Annotated in this window: 18 protein-coding genes; 11 read left to right on the forward strand and 7 right to left on the reverse strand. The window is 64.5% G+C overall.

From position 1 onward, the window contains the following. Positions 1–52: 52 nt before the first annotated feature. Genes choV through B6V74_RS17885 form a run of 4 tightly spaced genes read right to left on the reverse strand, consistent with a single transcriptional unit; the run spans position 53 to position 3,578 of the window. Positions 53–1,105, reverse strand: coding sequence for a choline ABC transporter ATP-binding protein (gene choV, locus B6V74_RS17870; RefSeq protein WP_075775543.1), 1,053 nt, complete (start codon positions 1,103–1,105; stop codon positions 53–55). Next, complete coding sequence (choW, locus tag B6V74_RS17875; protein WP_075775542.1) at positions 1,102–1,938, reverse strand: choline ABC transporter permease subunit; 837 nt, start codon at positions 1,936–1,938, stop codon at positions 1,102–1,104. Before choW ends, choV begins: the two co-directional genes overlap by 4 nt. An 18-nt stretch (positions 1,939–1,956) precedes the next feature. Next, positions 1,957–2,598: a hypothetical protein gene (locus B6V74_RS17880; RefSeq protein WP_088720258.1), complete on the reverse strand. Its 642-nt coding sequence runs from the start codon at positions 2,596–2,598 to the stop codon at positions 1,957–1,959. 35 nt (positions 2,599–2,633) lie between these two features. Then, the gene (locus B6V74_RS17885) at positions 2,634–3,578 is read right to left on the reverse strand and encodes a choline ABC transporter substrate-binding protein (protein WP_075775540.1); all 945 of its coding nucleotides are present in this window, start codon (positions 3,576–3,578) and stop codon (positions 2,634–2,636) included. A 118-nt stretch (positions 3,579–3,696) separates the two neighbouring features. On the opposite strand from B6V74_RS17885, the gene betI reads away from it, so the two are divergent. The 3 genes from betI to betA all read left to right on the forward strand — a co-directional run bounded on the left by betI (position 3,697) and on the right by betA (position 7,485). Continuing rightward, the gene (betI, locus tag B6V74_RS17890) at positions 3,697–4,278 is read left to right on the forward strand and encodes a transcriptional regulator BetI (RefSeq protein WP_075775539.1); all 582 of its coding nucleotides are present in this window, start codon (positions 3,697–3,699) and stop codon (positions 4,276–4,278) included. Then, positions 4,275–5,726, forward strand: coding sequence for a betaine-aldehyde dehydrogenase (gene betB / locus B6V74_RS17895; RefSeq protein ID WP_088723588.1), 1,452 nt, complete (start codon positions 4,275–4,277; stop codon positions 5,724–5,726). Before betI ends, betB begins: the two co-directional genes overlap by 4 nt. A 103-nt stretch (positions 5,727–5,829) precedes the next feature. Then, complete coding sequence (gene betA, locus B6V74_RS17900) at positions 5,830–7,485, forward strand: choline dehydrogenase (RefSeq protein WP_088723589.1); 1,656 nt, start codon at positions 5,830–5,832, stop codon at positions 7,483–7,485. Position 7,486: 1 nt separating this feature from the next. Here the strand turns inward: betA and B6V74_RS17905 are convergent, their stop codons facing one another. Then, positions 7,487–7,870, reverse strand: coding sequence for a DoxX family protein (locus B6V74_RS17905; protein WP_088723590.1), 384 nt, complete (start codon positions 7,868–7,870; stop codon positions 7,487–7,489). A gap of 79 nt (positions 7,871–7,949) precedes the next feature. Here B6V74_RS17905 and B6V74_RS17910 point away from each other — a divergent pair, with 79 nt between their 5' ends. Both B6V74_RS17910 and B6V74_RS17915 read left to right on the forward strand, forming a co-directional pair. After that, complete coding sequence (locus tag B6V74_RS17910) at positions 7,950–8,588, forward strand: thermonuclease family protein (RefSeq protein WP_088723591.1); 639 nt, start codon at positions 7,950–7,952, stop codon at positions 8,586–8,588. A 71-nt stretch (positions 8,589–8,659) separates the two neighbouring features. Then, on the forward strand, positions 8,660–8,905 hold the full coding sequence (locus B6V74_RS17915; RefSeq protein WP_075775534.1) for a YdcH family protein: 246 nt from the start codon (positions 8,660–8,662) through the stop codon (positions 8,903–8,905). A gap of 61 nt (positions 8,906–8,966) precedes the next feature. Here the strand turns inward: B6V74_RS17915 and B6V74_RS17920 are convergent, their stop codons facing one another. Continuing rightward, positions 8,967–10,361 (reverse strand): helix-turn-helix transcriptional regulator, encoded by a 1,395-nt coding sequence (locus tag B6V74_RS17920; RefSeq protein WP_075775533.1) that lies wholly within the window; start codon positions 10,359–10,361, stop codon positions 8,967–8,969. 236 nt (positions 10,362–10,597) lie between these two features. On the opposite strand from B6V74_RS17920, the gene B6V74_RS17925 reads away from it, so the two are divergent. The 5 genes from B6V74_RS17925 (at position 10,598) to B6V74_RS17950 (ending at position 16,660) form a co-directional block, all read left to right on the forward strand. Further along, the gene (locus tag B6V74_RS17925; RefSeq protein WP_075775532.1) at positions 10,598–12,130 is read left to right on the forward strand and encodes an acyl-CoA carboxylase subunit beta; all 1,533 of its coding nucleotides are present in this window, start codon (positions 10,598–10,600) and stop codon (positions 12,128–12,130) included. A gap of 8 nt (positions 12,131–12,138) precedes the next feature. Next, positions 12,139–12,660, forward strand: coding sequence for a DUF6497 family protein (locus B6V74_RS17930; RefSeq protein WP_240497143.1), 522 nt, complete (start codon positions 12,139–12,141; stop codon positions 12,658–12,660). An 895-nt stretch (positions 12,661–13,555) separates the two neighbouring features. Beyond that, positions 13,556–13,948, forward strand: coding sequence for a hypothetical protein (locus B6V74_RS17940; RefSeq protein WP_088723593.1), 393 nt, complete (start codon positions 13,556–13,558; stop codon positions 13,946–13,948). Between the two features lie 349 nt (positions 13,949–14,297). Then, positions 14,298–14,504: a hypothetical protein gene (locus B6V74_RS17945; RefSeq protein WP_075775530.1), complete on the forward strand. Its 207-nt coding sequence runs from the start codon at positions 14,298–14,300 to the stop codon at positions 14,502–14,504. A gap of 152 nt (positions 14,505–14,656) precedes the next feature. Next, entirely contained in the window at positions 14,657–16,660 is a 2,004-nt protein-coding gene (locus B6V74_RS17950; RefSeq protein WP_088723594.1) for an acetyl/propionyl/methylcrotonyl-CoA carboxylase subunit alpha, read from the forward strand. Between the two features lie 98 nt (positions 16,661–16,758). Here B6V74_RS17950 and B6V74_RS17955 read toward each other — a convergent pair whose 3' ends face one another. Continuing rightward, positions 16,759–17,235, reverse strand: a complete 477-nt coding sequence (locus B6V74_RS17955) for a DUF4174 domain-containing protein (RefSeq protein WP_075775528.1) — start codon at positions 17,233–17,235, stop codon at positions 16,759–16,761. A gap of 378 nt (positions 17,236–17,613) precedes the next feature. Here B6V74_RS17955 and scpA point away from each other — a divergent pair, with 378 nt between their 5' ends. Next, positions 17,614–19,743, forward strand: a complete 2,130-nt coding sequence (scpA, locus tag B6V74_RS17960; protein ID WP_088723595.1) for a methylmalonyl-CoA mutase — start codon at positions 17,614–17,616, stop codon at positions 19,741–19,743. Positions 19,744–19,804 lie beyond the last annotated feature (61 nt).

The raw sequence follows: 19,804 nt of genomic DNA on the forward strand, positions 1-19,804 counted from the left end.
GCGCGCGCGCCTTGGTTTCGGCTTGGTCAAAATATCCTCCGCGAAGCGTCCCTCAGCTCGCCTCGGCGCTGCGCTGGGGGTCGATGAGCCGCGTGATGACCCCTTCGCGGGTCACGACGCGGCCATCGGTGAGCGGGACGGCAGGCTCGTGGCGCAGCCGCTCCATCACGTCGCGCACGGGGGCGTCGGCGGGCATCGGTTCACCCGTGGCATCGCCGGTCGGCGTGCCGACGGGATCGGCGATATCCTCGGCGGTCAGCACGCCGAGCGGGTTCATATGGGCCACGAAATCGGCCACATAGCCGTTCGCCGGTTTGGCGATGATGTCGCGTGCCGTGCCGCATTGCACGATCCGCCCGCCTTCCATCAGCGCGATCCGGTTGCCGATCTTGAACGCCTCGTCGAGGTCGTGGCTGACGAAGATGATCGTACGCTTGAGCTTGGTCTGCAGCTCCAGCAACTCGTCCTGCAGCTTGGTGCGGATCAGCGGGTCGAGCGCCGAGAAGGGCTCGTCCATCAGCAGGATCGGCGCGTCGGTGGCGAACGCCCGGGCGAGGCCCACGCGCTGCTGCATGCCGCCCGAAAGCTCTGCCACCTGACGGTCGGCCCAGTCCGACAGACCCACCAGTTCGAGCTGGGTGTCGACCTTCTTGCGGCGTTCCGCCTTGCTCATGCCGGCGAGTTCGAGGCCGAGGCCTACATTCTCGCGCACGGTCCGCCAGGGCAGCAGGCCGAATTGCTGGAAGACCATCGCGATCTTGTTCAGGCGCATTTTGCGCAAGGTCGCGGGGTCGGCATGGGTGACGTCGACGAGACGCTCGCCGTCATGCACCTCGACCTGCCCGCGCACGACCGGGTTGAGCCCGTTCACCGCGCGCAGCAGCGTAGATTTGCCCGAGCCCGAGAGGCCCATCAGCACGAGTATTTCGCCCTCGGGCACCTCGACCGAGCAATCATGCACGCCCAGAACCTGATCGGTACGCTCCTGAATCTCGGGGCGCGACAGGCCTTCATCCATCAAGGGCAGGGCCTCTTGCGGGCGGTCGCCGAAGACGATGGAGACATTGTCGAATTTGACGGCGGTTTTGGCTTTGGTCTGGGTCATTTCGAACCTCCGCGGCGCAGCATGCGGTCAAGGATGATGGCGACGACGACGATCACGAAGCCGGATTCGAAGCCGAGCGCCGTGTTCACGGTGTTGAGCGCGCGCACGACCGGCACGCCGAGCCCGTCCGCGCCGACCAGCGCGGCCACCACGACCATCGAGAGCGAGAGCATGATCGTCTGGTTCAGACCGGCCATGATCTGCGGTGTGGCGTAGGGCAGCTCGACTTTCCACAGAAGCTGGCTCTTGGTTGCGCCGAAAGATTGGGCGGCCTCGGTCAGCGTGTCCGGCGTTGAGGAGACGCCCAGATGGGTCAGACGGATCGGCGCGGGCAGAACGAAGATCACGGTCGCGATCAGGCCGGGCACCATGCCGATGCCGAAGAAGACGATGGCCGGGATCAGGTAGACGAAGGCCGGCAGCGTCTGCATCAGGTCCAAGACCGGTTGCAGCACTGAATACAGCCGTGGGCGATGGGCGGCGGCGATGCCGATCGGCACCCCGATCCCCATGCAGACCACGCAGGCGGCGATCACGAGGGTGAGGCTCTCGGTCGTCTCTTCCCAGTAGTCCTGATTGAGGATGAACAGGAAGCCCACGATCACCAGCAGGGAAATCTTCCAGCTGCGCTGCAGCAGGTAGGCGATCACCGCGAAGGCGAGGATCACGAGAAGGGGCGGGGGGCCTTGCAGCACCCAGAGCGTTGCGTCGATCAGCGCTTTCAGCGCGACGGAGAGGGCGTCGAAGAGCGGCGCTGCATGGTCCTGCAGCCAGTCGATCACGATCTTGGCCGTCTTGCCCACGGGGATTTTGGTTTCGGTCAACCAGTTCATAACTGTCCTTGCGAGTTGTTATTTCTGGCGCGTTTCTATGCGGTCGAAGGCGACTTGCGATTGCGCCTTGCCGGTTTCGGGGTCGAGCTTGGTCACGCGCAGGACCAGCCCGGCCTTGGGGGAAAATTCCTTGAGGAAGGCGGTGCGCAGCTTGCCCATCGCGATCCGTTCGACGACCTGCCAGACATCGTAGCGGCACGCACCGATCAGCACCGAGCCAGGGCCGCGATAGGCGTAGGAGATGGTGCCGCGATCCTTGGTCTCGCCGTCGACTTTCAGCGTCACCGGAGTGCGCCAGTTGCCCAGCTGCGGCAGTTGGTCGAGCCGCGCGGGGTCCTCGTCATAGATGAGCGCGAAACTGCGCCCGTCCATTTCCTGCAGGCTCACCGCCAGCGGATGGTCGTAGCGCTCGCGCTTGGGCGGGCGGCCGAGCTCGGGATCGTCGACCCGGTAGGAGGTCAGCGTGCCGTTTTCGTAGCGATAGGCCTGCGCCATTTTCGGGGTGTTGCGGGTGAGCGTGACGCCCGCCGCGTGCAGGGCCTCGGCCTCCGGGCAATCGGCGGCGCGCGCCGGGGTCACGGGCGCGCTCAACATCCCTGCGAAGAGAAGGGCCGCGCCGGTGAGGGCGCGGACCGAGGGGAAGCGGGGGCGGAGGGCCATGCCCTGCCGCCCGCGCGAATATTGCGCCCGAAGGCTCACGAGTTCAGCGCTTTCTCGACCGCTGCCTGCGCGTCGCCGCCGTCCTTCGTGGTCACACCGTCGAGCCAGGGCTTCCAGCTGTCCGGGTTGGCCTTGAGCCATTCCTTCGCGGCCGCCTTGGGATCCTCGCCATCGTCGAGAATCTTGCCCATGATCTCGTTTTCCATCGCGAGGGTGAACTTCAGGTTGGAGACGAACTTGCCCGGGTTCGGGCACTCGTCGACATAGCCCGCGCGGACGTTGGTCATGACCGTCGCACCGCCGTAATCGGGGCCGAAGAAGTCATCGCCGCCCGACAGGTAGGTGATGTCGAAGTTGGAGTTCATCGGGTGGGGTTCCCACGCGAGGAAGATGATCGGTTTGTCGGCTTTGTCGGCACGCGCGACCTGCGCGAGCATGCCCTGCTCGGAGCTTTCCTTCAGGTCGAAGTTCTTCAGGCCGAACGCGTCCTTGTCGATCATGTCGAGGATCAGCGCGTTGCCGTCATTGCCCGGCTCGATGCCGTAGATCTGGTTGTCCAGTTCGTCGGCGTGCTTGGCGATGTCGGAGAAGTCCTTGATGCCGAGTTTGGCGCCAGCGGGGTTGGTCGCCAGCGTGTATTTCGCGCCGGTCAGGTTGGTGCCGAGCGTCTCGACGGTGCCGTCCTTGGTGTAGGGATCGACGTTGGCGGCCATCGAGGGCATCCAGTTGCCCAGGAACACGTCGACGTCGCCTTTCGACAGCGCCTCGTAGGTCACCGGAACCGAGAGAACCTTGGTGTCGGTCTCGTAGCCGAGCGCTTCGAGGATGGTGGTCGCGACCGCGGTGGTCGAGGTGATGTCGGTCCAGCCAACATCGGAGAAGGTCACTTTCGAGCAATCGGCGGCCTGAGCGGGCGCGGTGCCTGCCAGTCCGAACGAGAGCGCGGCCCCCAGTGCGAGGAGCGTGGAACGAAGTTTCATGCTTTTTTCTCCCTGTGCAGCGTTAAGAAAAACCGCGGGATGCGGTTGTTGATTGACGAGTCAATAAACATGTTCTAGCTCGACATGCAAGCAAGCCACCCGGAAGGAGGCCGATCACATGCCGAAGCTTGGAGCAGAGCCTATACGGCGCGCAGCCTTGGTCAAAGCGACTATTGAGACAGTGGGCGAGGCGGGGTCGCTCGACGTGACGGTCGCGCAGATCGCCCGGCGCGCGGGCATGTCCTCGGCGCTGGCCCACCATTATTTCGGGTCGAAAGACCGGATTTTCCTCGCCGCGATGCGCTCGATCCTTTCGATTTACGGGGCCGAAGTGCGCGGTGCGATGGCGATGGCGCATTCCCCGCACGAGCGTGTTCGCGCAGTTGTGATGGGCTCTTTCGCGGCGGGCTCGTTCCGTCACGAGGCGATCGCCGCGTGGCTGAACTTCTACGTTCTCGCGCAGTCGAGCGCCGAAGCGCGGCGCCTGCTGCATATCTATCAGCGCCGTCTGCGCTCCAACCTCATGCACGGGCTGCGGCCGCTGGTCGGCGACCGTGCGGGCTCCGTGGCCGAGGGTTTGGGCGCGATGATCGACGGCGTCTACATCCGCGCGGCGCTTGTCGCGGGCGAGCCCGACCGCGAGGCCGCCTGCGAACTGGTGCTGGCGCATCTGGAAAAGGAATTGGAGGTCCACCAATGAGGGCACAGCCGAAAGCAAGCCATTTCGTCAATGGCGACTGGATGGAAGATACGGACGGCGACGCGCTGATCGTCACCTATCCCGGCACCGGCGAGGTGATTGCCAAGCTGCATGCGGCGACCCCTGCGGTGATCGACGCCGCGATTTCGGGGGCGGTTGAGGCGCAGAAGGACTGGGCCGCGCTGCGCCCGGTCGAGCGGGGCCGTATCCTGACCCGTGCCGTCGCGATCATCCGCGAGCGCGGTGAGGAGTTGGCGCTGCTGGAAACGCTCGACACCGGCAAGCCCATTCAGGAAACCCGCGAGGCCGACTGGCCCTCGGGCGCCGAGGCGCTGGAGTATTTCGCGGGTCTCGCGCCCACGCTGACCGGAGAGACGATGCCGCTGGGCGGCGATTTCGCCTATACGATCCGCGAACCGCTGGGCGTCTGCGCAGGGATCGGCGCGTGGAACTATCCCAGCCAGATCGCCTGCTGGAAATCCGCGCCTGCGCTGTCGACCGGCAACGCGATGGTGTTCAAACCTTCCGAGATGACGCCGCTGGGCGCGCTGAAGCTCGCCGAGATCTTCATCGAAGCCGGGATGCCCGCGGGTATCTTCAACGTGGTGCAGGGCTTCGGCCCGGTAGGGGCGGCGCTCTCGACCGATCCGCGTATCGCGAAAGTCTCGCTGACCGGGTCGGTCCCGACGGGTCAGAAGGTCTATCAGGCGGCATCGGCGGGCATGAAGCACGTCACGATGGAGCTTGGCGGCAAATCCCCGATGATCGTTTTTGATGATGCCGATATCGAAAGCGCAATCGGCGCGGCGATGCTGGGGAATTTCTATTCCTCGGGTCAGATCTGCTCGAACGGGACGCGAGTCTTCGTCCAGAAGGGCATCAAGGAGAAATTCCTCGCCCGTCTGAAAGAGCGCGCGGAAACCATTGTCGCGGGCGATCCGCTGGACGAGGCGACGCAATTCGGTCCGCTGATCTCGAAGGCGCAGTTCGACAAGGTGATGTCCTATGTCGAGAGCGCGAAATCCGAAGGCGCGCGACTGGTCTGCGGCGGCTCGGCAGGCAATGAGGGGCCGCTTTTCGTGCAGCCCACCGTTTTCGCCGATGTCACCGACGATATGACCATCGCGCGGGAAGAAATCTTCGGCCCGGTCATGTCCGTGCTGGATTTCGAGACCGAGGAAGAGGCGATCGCGCGGGCCAATGACACGCAGTTCGGCCTCGCCGCGGGTGTGTTCACCGGCGATCTGGCGCGCGGCCACCGTGTCGTGAGCCAGCTGCAGGCGGGTACGACCTGGATCAACGCCTACAACCTGACACCGGTGGAAATGCCCTTCGGCGCGGTGAAGCAATCGGGCTTCGGGCGCGAGAATTCGCGCGCGGCGGTGGAGCACTATACGCAGCTCAAATCCGTCTATGTCGGCATGGGGCCGGTCGAGAGCCCGTACTGAATTTGAATTTGGGGAGGCTGGGGGCGCTGCCCGTCGCCGGTTGGTCCTCGGACCGATGGCGCACCAACCGGCGCCCCCCGGGATTTTCCGCCAAGGGGAAGATATGAGTGTTTCGGCAGAATATGTAATCGTAGGCGCAGGCTCGGGTGGCTCGGCGCTGGCTTACCGGCTCGTGGAAGCGGGCCGCGACGTGGTCGTAATCGAGCATGGCGGCTCGGATGCCGGGCCGTTCATCCAGATGCCCGGCGCGTTGAGCTATCCGATGAATATGGGGATCTACGACTGGGGCTTTCAGTCGGAACCCGAAGAGCATCTGGGCGGACGCCGTCTGGCGACCCCGCGCGGCAAGGTGCTGGGCGGCTCGTCGAGCATTAACGGCATGGTCTATGTCCGGGGCCACGCGCGCGATTTCGACCATTGGGAAGAAAGCGGCGCGCGCGGCTGGGGCTACGCCGATGTGCTGCCCTATTACAAGCGGATGGAGCATTGGCACGGCGGCGAAGAGACCGAATGGCGTGGCCGCTCGGGGCCGCTGCATGTGACCCGCGGGCCGCGCTCCAACCCCCTGTTCGACGCCTTCGTCGCTGCGGGCGCGGCGGCGGGCTATCCGGTGACCGAGGATTACAACGGCCGGCAGCAGGAAGGCTTCGGGCCGATGGAGGCCACGATCTACAAGGGGCGTCGCTGGTCGGCGGCCAATGCCTATCTGCGCCCCGCGCTCAAGACCGGCAAGTTGCGGATCGTGCGCGGTCTGGCGCGGCGCGTCGTCTTCGAAGGCAAGAAGGCCGTCGGCGTCGAGATCAAGCGCAAGGGGCAGATCGAGGTGGTCCGCGCGACGTCCGAGGTCGTACTGGCGGCAAGCTCGATCAATACGCCGAAGCTTCTGATGCTCTCGGGTGTCGGCCCGGCAGAGCATCTGCGCGAGCATGGCATCGAGGTGCTGGCAGATCGTCCCGGCGTGGGCGGCAACCTGCAGGATCACCTTGAGATCTATATGCAATTCGCCGCGAAACAGCCGGTGACGCTGTTCAAGTACTGGAACCTCTACGGCAAGGCCCGTGTGGGCGCGCAATGGCTTTTCACCAAAAGCGGGCTCGGCGCGTCGAACCAGTTCGAAAGCTGCGCCTTCATCCGGTCGGAGGCCGGGATCGATTACCCGGACATCCAGTATCACTTCCTGCCGATCGCGGTGCGCTATGACGGCAAGGCCGCCGCCGAGGGGCACGGCTTTCAGGCACATGTCGGGCCGATGCGTTCGAAGTCGCGTGGCCATATCCGGCTGCGCTCGGGCGATCCCGAGGCCAAGCCCGAGATCAAGTTCAACTACATGAGCCATCCCGACGACTGGGCCGAATTCCGCAAATGCGTGCGGCTGACCCGGGAGATTTTTGCGCAAGCGCCGATGGCCGCCCATGTGAAGCACGAGATCCAGCCGGGGGCCGACGTGGAGACGGATGAGCAGATCGACGCCTTCATCCGCGAACATGCCGAGAGCGCCTATCACCCATGTGGCACTGCGAAGATGGGGGCGGCGGACGATCCGAGTGCCGTCGTCGATCCGGAAGGCCGCGTGATCGGGGTCGAGGGGCTGCGGGTCGCCGACAGCTCTGTCTTCCCGCGCATCACCAACGGCAACCTGAACGCGCCCTCGATCATGGTGGGCGAGAAGATGGCCGATCACCTGCTGGGCCGGGCACCGCTCGCACGCGAGAACCTCGAGCCGTGGGTGGCGCCGAACTGGCAGGTGGCGCAGCGCTGAGTTAGCGGCCTTCGCGGCGCGGGAGGCTGAGGGCATAGCGCCCCGGCCCCTGCGCCGCGAGGATCAAGAGGCCGCCCGCGATCGCCCAGTTCTTCACGAAGATCGTCACCTGCCACGGGTCGGCGCGCAGCTGCCAGTGAAACCAGCTGGTGAAGATGCAATAGGCGGCGAGGATGAGTGCCCAGGCCCGCACCTTCGGACCGAAGATCAGGCCAAGCGCCGCGATCAGGTTGAACAGCGCGACGGGCCAGACCAGCCAGCCGGGCAGGCCAAGCCAGCCGATCATTTCCTGCACCATCCGCGGCTCGCTGACTTTCTGCGCCGCGCCGCCGAGGAACAGCAGCGCGATCAGGATGCGGCCGATCAGGTTGAGCGCGTCGGACATGCGGGGCTCCCAAGTTTCGGTTTACCTTTCAGCTACGAAATCTGTTGCGTGCGAGATCAGTCCCACCGATATCTAGGGAATGTTAAGGCTTTGTTCACTTCTGGTTCTCATCGCCTCGCCCGTTTTCGCGGCGACGGTCACGGGCATTCCACGCGTCGTCGATGGCGATACGCTGGTGGTTGCGAATACGCGGGTGCGGCTGTTCGGCATCGACGCGCCGGAGGCGAAGCAAAGCTGCAAGACGACGCAAGGCGTGCGCTGGGCTTGTGGACAGGCCGCGACGGCGGAACTGCAGCGGCTCGCGGGGCGGGGAGTGCGGTGCACGGGTAACGAGCAGGATCGCTACGGGCGGCTGATCGCTATTTGCCGCGCCGGCGGGCGCGATCTCAACGCCGAGATGGTGGCCCGCGGCGCAGCCTTCGCGTACCGAAGATACGCGCTCGATTATGTCGGGCAGGAGGAGAGCGCGCGCCGCGCGGGTCTCGGCATATGGCAGGGCGAAGCAAGGCGCCCAGCAGCGGTCCGCGCCGCGACCAAGGTACAAACCCCGCCGGGTAATTGCGCGATCAAGGGCAATATTTCCAAGCGCGGGCGGCTCTATCATCTGCCGGGCACGGGCTCTTATGCCGCGACGCGGATCAATACCGCCAAGGGCGAGCGATGGTTTTGCACCGAGGCCGCGGCAAAAGCGGCCGGATGGCGTCGCGCAGGCGGCTGACTTGATGCGCATCAAGGTGGCGCGAGTCGCGGTGGCCTAATGTCGGTCCGACAGCAAGGAAAGGGAGCGACATGGCCAATACGCCGCACACGCTGCAAGACGAATTCCCGACGAAACTCGATCGGATCCACGAGTTGAAAATCTCCAACGCGCATTTTGCAAAGCTGTTGGACGATTACGACACGCTGAACGATCGCGTGCACCGGGCCGAGACGAATGTGGAGCCGATGGACAGCCTCGCCGAGACCGACCTGCGCAAGCAACGCGCCGCGGTGAAGGATGAGATCGCGCGGATGCTGGGTACCGCCGACGCCTGAGTTGTATGGTAACGAGTGATTTTGGTGGGACGCCTCGGGGCTTCGGCCCCGGGGCGTTTTTCTATGCGATGTCGTAGGGCAGAAGGCCGCGATGGTCGGGATCGACATGCAGGCGGCGTTCCAGCGGCGGAACCGAGCGCTGGTGGCAATCCTTACGCTCGCAGATTCGGCAGGAGATCCCGATCGGCTGGTAGGCCTTGGGATTGCCGAGCTCCATATCGTCGGCATAGACGAGCCCCTTCGCGTGGCTCACCTCGCAGCCCAGACAGATCGCGTAGCGGCGGACTGGCGCGGTGAAGCTGCCGCCCGATTTCGAGACGTCTCGCGCGAGGCAGAGATAGCGAACGCCATCGGGGGTCTCTGCGAGTTGGCGCAGGAACTTAGTCGGAGTTTCAAAGGCTTGGTGGACGTTCCAGAGCGGGCAGGCGCCACCGAATCGGGCGAATTGCAGTCGCGTGGCAGAGTGGCGCTTGGTGATGGTGCCGGCTTGATCGACGCGGACGAAGAAGAAGGGAATACCCTTCGCGCCGGGGCGCTGCAGGGTCGAGAGACGGTGGGCGACCTGCTCGATCGAGGCGGTGAAGATGTCGCAGAGTCGCTCCAGATCGTGGCGGGTGTCCTGCGCCGCTTCGAGGAAGGGGCGGTAGGGCAGCAGCGCCGCGCCCGCGAAGTAGTTGGCGAGCCCGATCTTGGCGATCGCCCGGGCCGTGTCGGATTGGAAGCGCGCGAGGTCGAGCGTCGCATCCAGCAAGTCGTTCTGGGTCAGCAACGCCACTTGGTGCAGCAATTGGAAGGCCTGCGTCGGCCGGCCCGCATGGGCGTTGATCAGAAGCCGGTTGCCGTCGCGCTCGCGCAGTTGCGAAATGTCGGAGAACTGCACGTCGAGACCGCGTTTCGCGAGGGTATCGATCGCATGAGGAATGGGCTCCAACCGCTTGCCATCACGACAGGAAAAGCGTTCGGCGGCACGATCGACGGCGTCGATGTAATTGTCGCAATAGTGAAAGAAGTCGCGGACCTCTTCCCAGGGGGAGACCACCGTCTGTGCCCCCTCGCGGCCCAGGGCTTCGTCGAGCGAGGCGAGGCGTTCATGGGTCTGGCGGTAGGCGCGGTGCAGTTCGAGGAAGGACCGGGCGAGTGCAGGGGCGTTGGAGGCCGCGAGCCGCAGATCGGCCAAGGGCGGCGCGCCATCGGAGAAGATCGGGTCGGCCAGTGCCTCACGCATGTCCGAGACCAGCCGCTCCGCATCGCCCGCCGAGAGCTCGGTCACGTCGAGGCCGAATTCGCTCGCCAGCGCCAGCACGACCTGCGCCGAGACCGGGCGGTGGTTGTTCTCCATCTGGTTGAGATAGGGCAGCGACACGCCGAGCCGCTCGGCGAAGGCTTTCTGGGTCAGGCCGAGCCGCGTGCGGGTTTCGCGCAGTTTCACGCCGGCATAGAGTTTCTGAGTCGCCATCTGCCCCTCCTTTTTGCAAAGAGATTTTTAGCTTTGCAAAAACCCTGCGTCAAATTTTGCCGGTTCTGAGCCGGTGTCATTGGATCAATCGGTGATGGTCTGCGATCGGTAGCGGGCTTCGCAGTTATGCAATTCGCTATCGCAGGCTTGCCAATAATTTGCAAATTTTCTCGAATCCCCTTTGTAAGATTGTTGCCTTCGGAATAGGGTGCCGAGAAATTATGCGGAGGACCCTCATGAGAGACATCCTGAAGGAGCTGGAGCATCGGCGCGACGAAGCCCGCCTTGGTGGCGGCGAGAAACGCATCGAGGCGCAGCACAAGAAGGGCAAGCTGACCGCGCGCGAGCGGATCGAATTGCTGCTCGACGAGGGCTCTTTCGAAGAGTTCGACATGTTCAAGACCCATCGCTGCACCGATTTCGGGATGGAAGAGAGCAAGCCCTATGGCGACGGCGTCGTCACCGGCTGGGGTACCGTGAACGGGCGCATGGTCTATGTGTTCAGCCAGGATTTCACTGTCTTCGGTGGCTCGCTGTCGGAAACCCACGCCGAGAAGATCTGCAAGATCATGGATATGGCGGTCCAGAACGGCGCGCCGGTGATCGGCATCAACGATTCGGGCGGGGCGCGGATTCAGGAAGGCGTGGCGTCGCTTGCAGGCTATGCGGACGTGTTCCAGCGCAACATCATGGCCTCGGGCGTCGTGCCGCAGATCAGCCTCATCATGGGTCCCTGTGCCGGCGGTGCGGTCTATTCGCCCGCGATGACGGACTTCATCTTCATGGTGAAGGATACGTCTTACATGTTCGTCACCGGCCCCGACGTGGTGAAGACGGTTACGAACGAGCAGGTGACGGCCGAGGAGCTTGGCGGGGCCGCGACCCACACCAAGAAAAGCTCGGTCGCCGATGGCGCCTACGAGAACGACGTCGAGGCGCTGTTCGAGACCCGACGCCTGATCGACTTCCTGCCGCTCTCGAACCGCGAGAAGGCGCCCGTGCGGCCCTTCTTCGACGAGGTGGACCGGATCGAGGCGTCGCTCGACACGCTGGTGCCCTCGAACGCGAACACCCCCTACGATATGAAGGAATTGATCCTGAAGATCGCCGACGAGGGCGATTTCTTCGAGATCCAGAAGGACTTCGCGGGCAACATCATCACCGGCTTCATCCGTCTGGAAGGTCAGACGGTCGGCGTTGTCGCGAACCAGCCGATGGTGCTGGCGGGCTGTCTGGATATCGATTCCAGCCGCAAGGCCGCGCGCTTCGTGCGCTTCTGCGACGCGTTCGAAATCCCGATCCTGACGCTGGTCGACGTGCCGGGCTTCCTGCCGGGCACGAGCCAGGAATATAACGGCGTCATCAAGCACGGTGCGAAGCTGCTGTTCGCCTATGGCGAGGCGACCGTGCCGAAGGTCACGGTTATCACCCGCAAAGCCTATGGTGGCGCCTATGACGTCATGTCCTCCAAGCACCTGCGCGGCGATTTCAACTACGCCTGGCCGACTGCGGAAATCGCGGTGATGGGCGCGAAGGGTGCGGTCGAAATCCTCTATCGCTCGGAACTGGGCGACCAGGAGAAGATCGCCAAGCGCACCGCCGATTACGAGGACCGTTTCGCGAACCCGTTCGTGGCGGCCGAGAAGGGTTTCATCGACGAGGTGATCCAGCCGCGTTCGACGCGTCGCCGGGTGGCCCGCGCCTTCGCGGCACTGCGCTCGAAGAAGCTGTCCAACCCGTGGAAGAAGCACGATAACATCCCGCTCTGAGGAGGCGCATGACGGGCAGGTCGAAGATCGCGACGCTCTTGCCCGGCGCTCTCGCCGGGCTGGCGCTGGCGTCTTCGGCGCCCGCCCAGGAGCTGCGGGAGGTGACGCCAGTGCCCGATTACGGTGCGGTCATGCATCCGGGCAACCTGGGGGAGGATCTAGGGCCCGGCGACGGGCCGGAGGGGACGAAGGGCGATGCGATCCCGGTACCGTCCGGGCAGAAGGTCTGGTGGGTCGACGTGATCCACAACGAGGCCGGACCGGACGGGCTGACCTATCGCTTCCGCTTCCTCGCGCCGCAGATCGGAGGGCCGAGCCCGATCTCCTCCGATATCGCGCTGAAGGATATCGAGGCGCTGTGCAACGGGTGGGTGGTGCCGCGCCTGCCGCAGCCCGGTCCGGAGCCCGCACAGGTGATGGTGAGCCTGTCGGACCAGATCGTGCCGTTCGGCGAAGCCGCACCAGAGGTGGTGCAATATTTCGACAGCTTTTCCGTCGAGGATGGAAAATGCGTTTGGGAGTTTTTCTGATGGCCGTGGCCAGACCCGCAGATCACAGCTTGGAAGGCAGGATGCCGGAGCGCGCGTTTGTGCGGACGCTCACGGCAAGATCGCGCTTTCGTGAGCGGGATTTGCGGGCTAACCTGCCCTTGGGGAAAGCGATTTCGGTCCCCGCGTTGAAACGGGTCGTGCCGAACCTCGCCCAGATCGGGGCGCGCGCCCCCCTGGACAGGAGAACGACATGTCGAAAGCTCTCATCGCGCTTGGCCTCGTGGCCTTCATCGCAGCCTGCGCGCCCAAGCCCGAGCCGATGCCGGTGGCCGTTACCACCGAGCCGACCTATACCGGCAAGTACAAGTGATCTGCGTGCGGGGCAGGGCGGCAGCCACCGCCTTGCCCCCACGATCCCTGCCGAGAGGGTGGCGTTTTGCAATACGCCATACGGTTACCTAGCGGAAATTTCCCTTCGGGAGTACGCTCTTAGCCATTCGATAACAGAATGGGGGAGAGTGAAATGGTCCGAATTTCTCTGGGCGCCGTCGCCTGTGCGGCTCTGCTTGTGGGCTGTGCGCCCAAGCCGGAGCCTGCGCCTGTCACCGTGGAACCGGTCTATACCGGCAAATATGGCGGTCCCGTCGCAAGCGGGAGCAGTTGCCGACCGACCGGACGGCTCGTCGACTCGCAATACCCGGCTTCCGTGCCCGACTGTCCGCTGCAATGCGGACCGTTCGAGACGGCGGTGGCAGCGACAACGCAGCGACCGGCGCAATGCGTCCCCGAGCAGCGCGGTGGCTCGAGCGAGCGCCAGCCGACGCCTAGCAGGGACCCAACCGGCGGGAACCAGACCCGAACGGGTCAATAATGAGGGCGTAACGCAGAAACTCAGCGCGCGCCGTCCCAGCAACTTCAAAGCGGAGGGCGCGTCATGCTGAAGCATCGCGGTTTCCCGTCGCGGCTACCCTCGACGGATTATCAATTCACCATTCGCCGGGCCAACAAGAAGGGCGCGACGAAGATCATTCGGCGTGAACGCTACGCCGATCGCGGTCATGCCGATCGCAAGGCCGATGCGGGCTTCATGGCCGCGCTCTGGGCGCATTTCGGCGAGGAGCCGTTCGAGCGCGGCAATCTCGATGCGGGCCGGTTGAGCTGGCTCTTCGGGCGCGAAGTCGTGCCTGCCGAGGACCCGTTCGACCCCGAAAGCTACGAGGCGCTTCTCAAGATCGACGTGAAACGCGCTCAAGCCTCCTTCCCGGAGGTCTTCGCCGATCCCGACGCCTTCACCTTCGACGATGACGAGGATGAGGATTGGGCATGATTTCGCTGATGTCCTGCGCGAAATGGCGGCATGCCGCCGAATCTCGGAATTGCAGGGATTTCGCCTTTGCAATCCGCGATATGCGCAGTCACATTGAGGGGGCAAGCCGTACTGTCCCCAACACCCGCGGCTTGTGTAATATCCCTACCCCTTCCCTATTCCTGCGGCCTGATCTTATGGTCGGGCCGCAGTTTTTTCCTTCGGAAGGTCAAGGGGCTGCCTGCAGAGATGTGAAGGGCAGTGGCGATAGCTCGCCGATGGGGTCGGACCTCGCGTTTTCGCCGTTGGCTTTTCACGGGGCCGCGATAAACTCGCGTCCAATCATAACCGCTATTGGAGGCAGTTTCCCATGCGCAAAACCCCGATCCTTCTTCTCCTTGCCGGTCTCGCCCTCGCAGGCTGCATGCAAACCGACGGTCAGCGCGCCCTCGCCGGTGCGGCCGGCGGCGCGATCATCGCGGACGCGACCGACAACAACGCGCTCACCGGTGCGGCTCTCGGCGCGCTCGCGGGCACCTATTGCGACGACGCCGGCGTCTGCCAGCGCTCCTACTAAGCACATCCGCGCGGCTCTGTCCGCGCCCGATCGCTATCCGACCGCCATCGGGGCTGCTCGCCCCGGTGGCGGTTTTTCTTTTGTCTCACATCATGAACACGACACGCGGGGCGGGGGGATGCCCCTCCCGCACCGGAAGGGAAGGGCCTGACATGTTCAAGAAAATCCTGATCGCCAACCGTGGCGAGATCGCCTGCCGCGTCATCAAGTCGGCGCAGAAGATGGGGATCAAGACGGTCGCCGTCTATTCCGATGCCGATGCGCAGGCGCTGCATGTCCAGATGGCCGACGAGGCGGTGCATATCGGTCCGCCGCCCGCGAACCAATCCTATATCGTGATCGACAAGATCATGGATGCGATCCGCCAGACCGGCGCCGAAGCGGTTCACCCGGGCTACGGCTTCCTGTCGGAGAACAAGAAATTCGCCGAGGCGCTGGAAAAAGAGGGCGTCGCCTTCATCGGCCCGCCCTCGGGCGCGATCGAGGCGATGGGCGACAAGATCACCTCGAAGAAGCTCGCGAAAGAGGCCGGCGTGTCGACCGTGCCCGGTTACATGGGGCTGATCGCGGATGCCGATGAAGCGGTGAAGATCTCCGACGAGATCGGCTACCCGGTGATGATCAAGGCCTCCGCTGGCGGCGGCGGTAAAGGCATGCGCATCGCGTGGAACGCCGAAGAAGCGCGCGAGGGCTTCCAGTCGTCGAAGAACGAGGCCGCGAACAGCTTCGGCGACGACCGCATCTTCATCGAGAAATTCGTCACCCAGCCGCGCCACATCGAGATTCAGGTGCTCGCCGACAAGCACGGCAACTGCGTTTATCTGAACGAGCGTGAATGCTCGATCCAGCGCCGCAACCAGAAAGTCATCGAAGAGGCGCCGTCGCCTTTCCTCGACCCCGAGACCCGCAAGGCGATGGGCGAGCAGGCTGTCGCCCTGTCGAAAGCGGTGGATTACTGCAGCGCGGGCACGGTGGAATTCATCGTCGATGGCGAGAAGAACTTCTACTTCCTCGAGATGAACACCCGTCTTCAGGTGGAACACCCGGTCACCGAACTGATCACCGGCATCGACCTCGTCGAGCAGATGATCCGCGTGGCCGACGGTGAGAAGCTTCCGATGAAGCAGGAAGATATCGGCATCAACGGCTGGGCGATCGAGAGCCGCCTCTATGCCGAAGATCCTTACCGCAACTTCCTGCCCTCGATCGGGCGTCTGACCCGCTACCGTCCGCCGGTGGAAGGCAAGACTGCGTCGGGCGGCATCGTGCGCAACGATACCGGCGTCTTCGAGGGCGGCGAGATTTCGATGTTCTACGATCCGATGATTGCCAAGCTCTGCACCTGGGGCGAGACCCGCGACGCGGCCATCGAAGAGATGCGCCTCGCGCTCGACAAGTTCGAGGTGGAAGGCATCGGTCACAACCTGCCGTTCTGCGCCGCGGTGATGGATCACGAGCGCTTCACCTCCGGCAACATCACCACCGCCTTCATCGAAGAGGAATATCCCGAGGGGTTCGCGGGCGTCACGCTCGACGAGGGGATGCTGCGCAAGGTCGCGGCGGCCACGGCGGCGATGGAGCGCGTGGCCGAGATTCGGCGCACGAAGATCTCCGGCACGCTCGGCAACCACGAGCGCAAGGTCGGCGTGGATTGGGCGGTCTCGCTGCAGGATGAGGATTTCAAGCTGAAGGTGAATGCGGATCGCAACGGCTCCACCATCGTCTTCGAGGATGGCGAAGAGATGCGCGTCGAGAGCGACTGGACCCCGGGGGACCCGCTGGCCGAACTGACCGTGAACGGTGCGCCGCTGGTCCTCAAGGTCGGCAAGATCCCGATGGGCTTCCGCATCCGGGTGCGAGGCGCCGATCTGAAGGTCCATGTCCGCACGCCGCGCCAGTTCGAGCTTGCGCAGCTGATGCCGGTGAAACTGCCGCCGGATACGTCGAAATTCCTGCTCTGCCCGATGCCGGGTCTCGTCGTGAAGATCTCGGTCGAGGAAGGCGCGGAAGTGCAGGAGGGTCAGCCGCTGGCCACTGTCGAGGCGATGAAGATGGAGAACATTCTGCGCGCCGAGAAGAAGGGCACCGTGAAGAAGATCAACGCCGAGGCGGGCGCGAGCCTTGCCGTCGACGACATCATCATGGAGTTCGAATAAGTGACGCCCGCGCCGTGGCATAGGGAGGCCGGGCGACCGGCTCACCCCGCCACGGCGGGGCACGATCTATTGGCGCGCGGTGGTGTGCGGGTATGTGGTCAGAAACCGCGCTCTTCGCGGATCTCGTCGCGCCGGATTGGCATCTTGTCGATCGAGCGGATGATCTCGCGCGCGTCCCACGGGGCGGGCTTGCGCAGGTTCACCGTGCCGTCCTTCGCTATGATCACGAGGGAGAACCCGCGCGGGCGCAGCTTGCGCCGAACGTCGCTCGCCGGATCGGGCGTGGTGTCGGTGATGACGACGACGTCGCGCTGGGCCAGTTCCGACCAATGCTCTTCGAGGTACCGGATCTGTTCCTTGAAGGCCGGGTCGAGCGGGCTGTCGGCGAAGACCACGATGGGCCGCTTCTGCCAGACGAGCGCATCCAGATCCGCGTCCGCCCCATCGACCGGCGCGAAGGGGGGCGTGACCTCGGGCTCTGCCACGGCAAGATTGACGGTGCTGTCCTGGGCTGCGACCGCGAAGGGCGTCAGCGCAAGAAATGCAGCGAGTCCAAGGGATAATAAGCGGGTCATGGGCTCCTCTCTCGTTCCTGATATATGCGCGGCGGACCTCTCGCACCATGGCGGGCGCTACGAATTTTCGCGAAATGCGGCCTTTAAGCGCGCCGCTAGGAACAGCGGTGCCGACTGGCGCCGGGGGGCGGGGCGTGCGGCGGGGTGCCGCTTGGGCCTGCTGTCGTGGGAAGCGGATATGCGAAACGCCGACGCACCGGAGGCGGGCGAGGCGCGCCGGATGCCTTTCGATAGGGTGCCGTGCGCGGATGGACACCCGCGATCTGGGACATATGACCGGGCTGCGCCACGCGCCGCCGGGACTGAATTTCGTGGAAATGACGGCCGAAGATGCGGGGAAGACACCCGCCGCGGCGACAGTGGAAGAAGGATTTGGCCATGACGGACAAGAAAGAGGACTGGCGCAAGCTCGCCGAGAAGGAACTGCGTGGCAGGCCGTTCGAGGACCTGACCTGGAACACGCTCGAAGGGATCGCGGTCAAGCCGCTTTACACCGAAGAGGACGTGGAGGGGCTCGACCATCTGGGCACCATGCCGGGCCTGTCGCCCTTCACGCGCGGGCCTCGTGCGACGATGTATGCGGGCCGTCCGTGGACGATCCGGCAATATGCGGGCTTCTCGACCGCCGAGGAGTCGAACGCCTTCTATCGCAAGGCGCTCGCCGCCGGGCAGCAGGGTGTGTCGGTGGCCTTCGACCTGGCGACCCACCGTGGCTATGACAGCGATCACCCGCGCGTCGAGGGCGATGTCGGCAAGGCGGGTGTCGCGATCGATAGCGTCGAGGACATGAAGATCCTGTTCGACGGCATCCCGCTCGATCAGATTTCGGTCTCGATGACGATGAACGGCGCGGTGATCCCGATCCTCGCCAACTTCATCGTCACCGGCGAAGAGCAGGGCCATGACCGCAGCGTTCTGTCGGGCACGATCCAGAACGACATCCTCAAGGAGTTCATGGTCCGCAACACCTACATCTATCCGCCCGAGCCCTCGATGCGGATCATCGCGGATATCATCGAATACACCTCGAACGAGATGCCGCGGTTCAACTCGATCTCGATCTCGGGCTACCACATGCAGGAGGCCGGCGCGAACCTCGTGCAGGAGCTGGCCTACACGCTGGCCGACGGGCGCGAATATGTTCGCACGGCGATCAAGGCGGGGATGGATGTCGACAAGTTCGCAGGCCGTCTGAGCTTCTTCTTCGCGATCGGGATGAACTTCTTCATGGAGGCCGCCAAGCTGCGCGCGGCGCGCCTGCTGTGGAGCCGGATCATGGAAGAGTTCGAGCCGAAGAAGCCGCAAAGCTCGATGCTGCGCACGCACTGCCAGACTTCGGGCGTCTCGCTGGCGGAGCAGGATCCCTATAACAACGTGATCCGCACGGCGTACGAGGCGATGTCGGCAGCGCTGGGCGGCACGCAGTCGCTGCACACCAATGCGCTCGACGAGGCAATTGCGCTGCCCACCGAGTTCTCGGCCCGGATCGCGCGCAACACGCAGCTGATCCTGCAGGAAGAAACGGGGATCACCAATGTGGTCGATCCGCTGGCGGGCTCCTACTACGTCGAGAGCCTCACGGCGGAACTGGCCGAGAAGGCCTGGGAGCTGATCGAGGAAGTCGAGGAGATGGGCGGCATGACGAAGGCCGTGGCCTCGGGCATGCCCAAGCTGCGCATCGAGGAAACGGCCGCCCGGCGTCAGGCGCTGATCGACCGGGGCGAGGACGTCGTGGTCGGTGTGAACAAGTATCGCCGTGAGACCGAGGATGAGCTGGATATCCTCGACATCGACAACGCGAAAGTGCGCGACAACCAGATCGCGCGGCTCGAGAAGATGCGCGCAACCCGCGACGAGGCAGCCTGCGAGGCGGCGCTGGCCGAGCTGACGCGCCGCGCCTCTGAAGGTGGCAACCTGCTCGAAGCGGCGGTGGAAGCTGCCCGCGCCCGGGCCTCTGTGGGAGAGATTTCAATGGCGATGGAAAAGGTGTTCGGACGTCACCGCGCCGAGGTGAAGACGCTCGCAGGTGTCTATGGCGCGGCCTATGACGGCGACGAGGGCTTCGCACAGATCCAGAAGGACGTTGAGGCCTTCGCCGAGGAAGAGGGCCGCCGCCCGCGGATGCTGGTGGTGAAGATGGGTCAGGACGGCCACGACCGCGGCGCCAAGGTGATCGCGACGGCCTTTGCCGATATCGGCTTCGACGTCGATGTGGGCCCACTGTTCCAGACGCCGGAAGAAGCCGCGCAGGATGCGATCGACAACGATGTCCACGTGGTCGGGATTTCGTCGCAGGCGGCGGGTCACAAGACCCTCGCGCCGAAGCTGATCGCGGCGCTGAAAGAGAAGGGCGCCGAGGATATCATCGTGATCTGCGGCGGCGTGATCCCGCAGCAGGATTACGACTTTCTCAAGAAGGCGGGCGTGAAGGCGATCTTCGGGCCGGGGACCAATATCCCGTTGGCCGCGCGCGAAATTCTCGACATCGTGCGGCAGGCGCGGGCCTGAGGGCGAGGGGGCTCTGCCCCCGCGCTGACGCGCCCCCCGGGATATTTGGTCAAGCCCGAAC

This window comes from Thioclava sp. F42-5, assembly GCF_002213195.1.
GTDB classification, from domain to species: Bacteria; Pseudomonadota; Alphaproteobacteria; order Rhodobacterales; family Rhodobacteraceae; genus Thioclava; species Thioclava nitratireducens.